The sequence below is a fragment of the Streptomyces sp. SID1328 genome (assembly GCF_009865595.1).
In the GTDB taxonomy this organism is placed as follows: domain Bacteria; phylum Actinomycetota; class Actinomycetes; order Streptomycetales; family Streptomycetaceae; genus Streptomyces; species Streptomyces griseoluteus.
Window position 1 is genome coordinate 1 of sequence record NZ_WWKH01000680.1, and the last position, 3,354, is coordinate 3,354.

2 protein-coding genes and 1 pseudogene are annotated in these 3,354 nt (G+C 73.8%); 1 reads left to right on the forward strand and 2 read right to left on the reverse strand.

What is annotated here, in order from left to right:
* A partial coding sequence (locus GT030_RS21845; protein WP_161202553.1) for a MinD/ParA family protein occupies nt 1–1,421 on the forward strand: 1,421 nt, incomplete at its 5' end.
* Between the two features lie 60 nt (nt 1,422–1,481).
* Here the strand turns inward: GT030_RS21845 and GT030_RS21850 are convergent.
* Complete coding sequence (locus GT030_RS21850; protein WP_161202554.1) at nt 1,482–2,429, reverse strand: bifunctional riboflavin kinase/FAD synthetase; 948 nt, start codon at nt 2,427–2,429, stop codon at nt 1,482–1,484.
* A 124-nt stretch (nt 2,430–2,553) separates the two neighbouring features.
* A pseudogene (locus GT030_RS21855) lies at nt 2,554–3,354 on the reverse strand (serine protease); the annotation flags it as partial.

Sequence of the window (3,354 nt, forward strand, 5' to 3'; positions counted from 1 at the left end):
CCGCCGGTTACGGCTTCCCGCAGCAGGGCGCCCCGCAACAGCCGCCGGCCGCCCCCACCCCGCCCCCCGGTTACGGCTTCCCCCAGCAGCAGACCGACTCCCCGCAGCCCAACCCCCCTGGCCCGCAGCCCGGTTACGGCTTCCCGCAGGGGCCCGAGGGTCAGCCGCCCGTCGACCCCCGCGCCGGTGCCGCATGGCCGCAGCCCGTGCAGCACGACCAGCGGCAGCCCACGCATCCGGGAGCCGCGCCGCTCGGTTACACCGCGGCCGTGGAGCTGTCCTCCGACCGTCTGCTGAACAACAAGCGGCAGAAGACGCGCAGCGGGCGCCCCGCGGCGGCCGCGTCCCGGTTCAAGCTGGGCGGCAAGAAGGAGGAGGCGGAGCGGCAGCGCAAGCTGGAGCTGATCCGCACCCCGGTGCTGTCCTGCTACCGGATAGCGGTGATCAGCCTCAAGGGCGGCGTCGGCAAGACGACCACGACCACCGCGCTGGGCTCCACCCTGGCCTCGGAGCGGCAGGACAAGATCCTCGCCATCGACGCCAACCCGGACGCGGGCACCCTCGGCCGCCGCGTGCGCCGGGAGACCGGCGCGACCATCCGTGACCTCGTGCAGGCGATCCCGCATCTGCACTCGTACATGGACATCCGCCGGTTCACCTCGCAGGCGCCCTCCGGTCTGGAGATCATCGCCAACGACGTGGACCCGGCCGTGTCGACCACGTTCAACGACGAGGACTACCGGCGCGCGATCGACGTGCTCGGCCGCCAGTACCCGGTCGTCCTGACCGACTCCGGCACCGGTCTGCTCTACAGCGCGATGCGCGGGGTGCTGGACCTCGCCGACCAGCTCATCATCGTCTCCACGCCCTCGGTGGACGGCGCGAGCAGCGCCAGCACCACACTGGACTGGCTGTCCGCGCACGGCTACGCCGACCTGGTCTCCCGCTCCATCACCGTCATCTCCGGGGTCCGCGAGACCGGCAAGATGATCAAGGTCGACGACATAGTGGCGCACTTCGAGACGCGCTGCCGGGGGGTGGTCGTGGTGCCGTTCGACGAGCATCTGGCGGCCGGTGCCGAGGTCAACCTCGACATGATGCGGCCGAAGGTGCGCGAGGCGTACTTCACGCTCGCGGCGATGGTCGCCGAGGACTTCGTACGGCACCAGCAGGCGCACGGACTGTGGACCAGGGACGGGAACCCGCCGCCGGTCGCCGCGCCGCCGATGCCGGGACAGCAGGCCCCCGGCCAGCCCTATCCGCCGCAGCAGCCCCAGCAGCCCCAGCCGTTCGTGCCGGGCCAGCAGCAGTACCCGTACCCGCCGCAACAGCCGCAGCCGGGTCACCCGTACCCCCCGCACCCCGGCCCGCAGCAGTACCCGTACCCCGGCCCGCCCCCGCAGGCGCCGCCGCAGCAGTAGCCGGAGACGGCGAAGGGCGGCCGGTGCTCGGCACCGGCCGCCCTCGCACGTCCCCGAGCTCTACGCGTCCGCGGCCACGATCTCCCGGCACCGCTCCACGTCCGCGCCCATCTGGACCAGCAGGTCGTCCAGCGAGTCGAACTTCGCCTGGCCGCGCACATAGGCGAGGAACTCGACGGCGACATGCATCCCGTACAGGTCGAGGCCGACGCGGTCGATGGCGTATGCCTCCACCGTGCGCTCGGTGCCGTCGAACTGCGGGTTGGTGCCGACCGAGATCGCGGCCGGCATCGTCTCGCCCTGGGCGTACAGGTACCCGGCGTAGACGCCGTCGGCGGGGATCGCGGTGTGCGGCAGGGTCTCCACGTTGGCGGTGGGGAAGCCGAGTTCGCGGCCGCGCTGGGCGCCCCGGACCACGACGCCCTCCACCCGGTGCGGGCGGCCCAGGATCTCGCGGGCCCCGGCCACATCGCCCTCGGCGATCAGGTTGCGGGTCAGCGTGGACGAGAACGGCTTGCCGCCGCCCGCCTCCCCGGTGACGTACAGGTCGACGATCTCCACCTCGAAGTCGTAGACCCGGCCCTGCTCGGCGAGGAAGTCCACCGTGCCCGCCGCGCGGTGCCCGAAGCGGAAGTTCGGGCCCTCCACGACGGCCTTGGCGTGCAGCTTGTCGACCAGGACCTTCACGACGAAGTCGGCCGGGGAGAGCTGAGAGAACTCAGGTGTGAAGGGCAGCACGAGCACCGCGTCCACACCGAGTTCCGCCATCAGTTCGCAGCGGCGCGGGTGCGGGGCGAGCAGCGGGGGGTGGCTGCCGGGCCGTACGACCTCGCTGGGGTGCGGGTCGAAGGTGACCACGACGGCCGGAACGCCCAGCTTGCGGGCGCGGTCGACGGCGTGCTCGATGATCAACTGGTGGCCGCGGTGGACACCGTCGTACGACCCGATGGTGACGACGCTGCGCCCCCAGTCCTGGGGGATGTCCTCCAAGCCACGCCAGCGCTGCACTGTGACCGCTCCTCGAACCCGTGTCCGTGTCTGACTCTTGTGCAGGTCCAAGAGTGCCATGCCGGGTCTCCGGGCTCCGCATCGGTACGCCCCCTGTGACCGGGCGCACGCCGAAAACCCCTGCTCACGCGGGTACGGGCGTCCCGGCACGCTCCTCGATCGCGCGCCGGACACCGGGGCCGACGACGGCGGCCCACTCCTGCGGCGCCTCCGTCAGCCAACGGGCGAGCCGGGCGCCGAAGCCGGGCAGCTCGCGGACGAGGCAGCTCAGCCGGTGGTCACCGCCCTCGGGGGTACGGCCGAGGAGCCGGACGGTGCGGTGGACGAGCCCCCGCGCCTCCTCCGCCGCCGGGCCCGAGCCGTCACCGTCCACGAGGGTGGCGGCCGCGCGCAGGACCGCGACCAGCACCTCGGGGTCCCGTTCGTGGGCGAGCAGCCGGTCCAGGAGTTCGCGGCGCAGCGGGGTGGTGGCCGGGGTGCCGGGGGCGACGAGGACGGTGGCCAGGGCGGCGCGGGCCGCCTCGAAGCCCTTGCCGAGCAGCCCGGTGAGCAGCGGCAGCAGCTCGGTGCGGGCGGTGGGGCCGTGGCCGAGACGGCGGTCGACGTACTCGGCGACGCAAGGAGCCGCCTCCGCGCGGGGCGCGACCGTCTCCCGGACCAGGGCGGCGATACGGCGGGCGAGCGCCGGGTCGGTGACTTCGGCGAGCGCGCGCAGGGGGTCGGCGGGATCGGAGCCGCCGCGCAGCCGGACACGGAAGGCGTCGAGCACCGTGTCGGGGTGGGTGGCCAGGGCCGGGAGGAGCGCGGTGGGCGGCAGGCCGCGGTCGGCGGCCGTGAAGTGGCGCAGCGCCCTCGGCAGGTGCTGGTCGCGGCTGACCGGGTCGACGACCAGCAGGGCCAGCGCGCCGCCGTGCAGGGCGCGGTC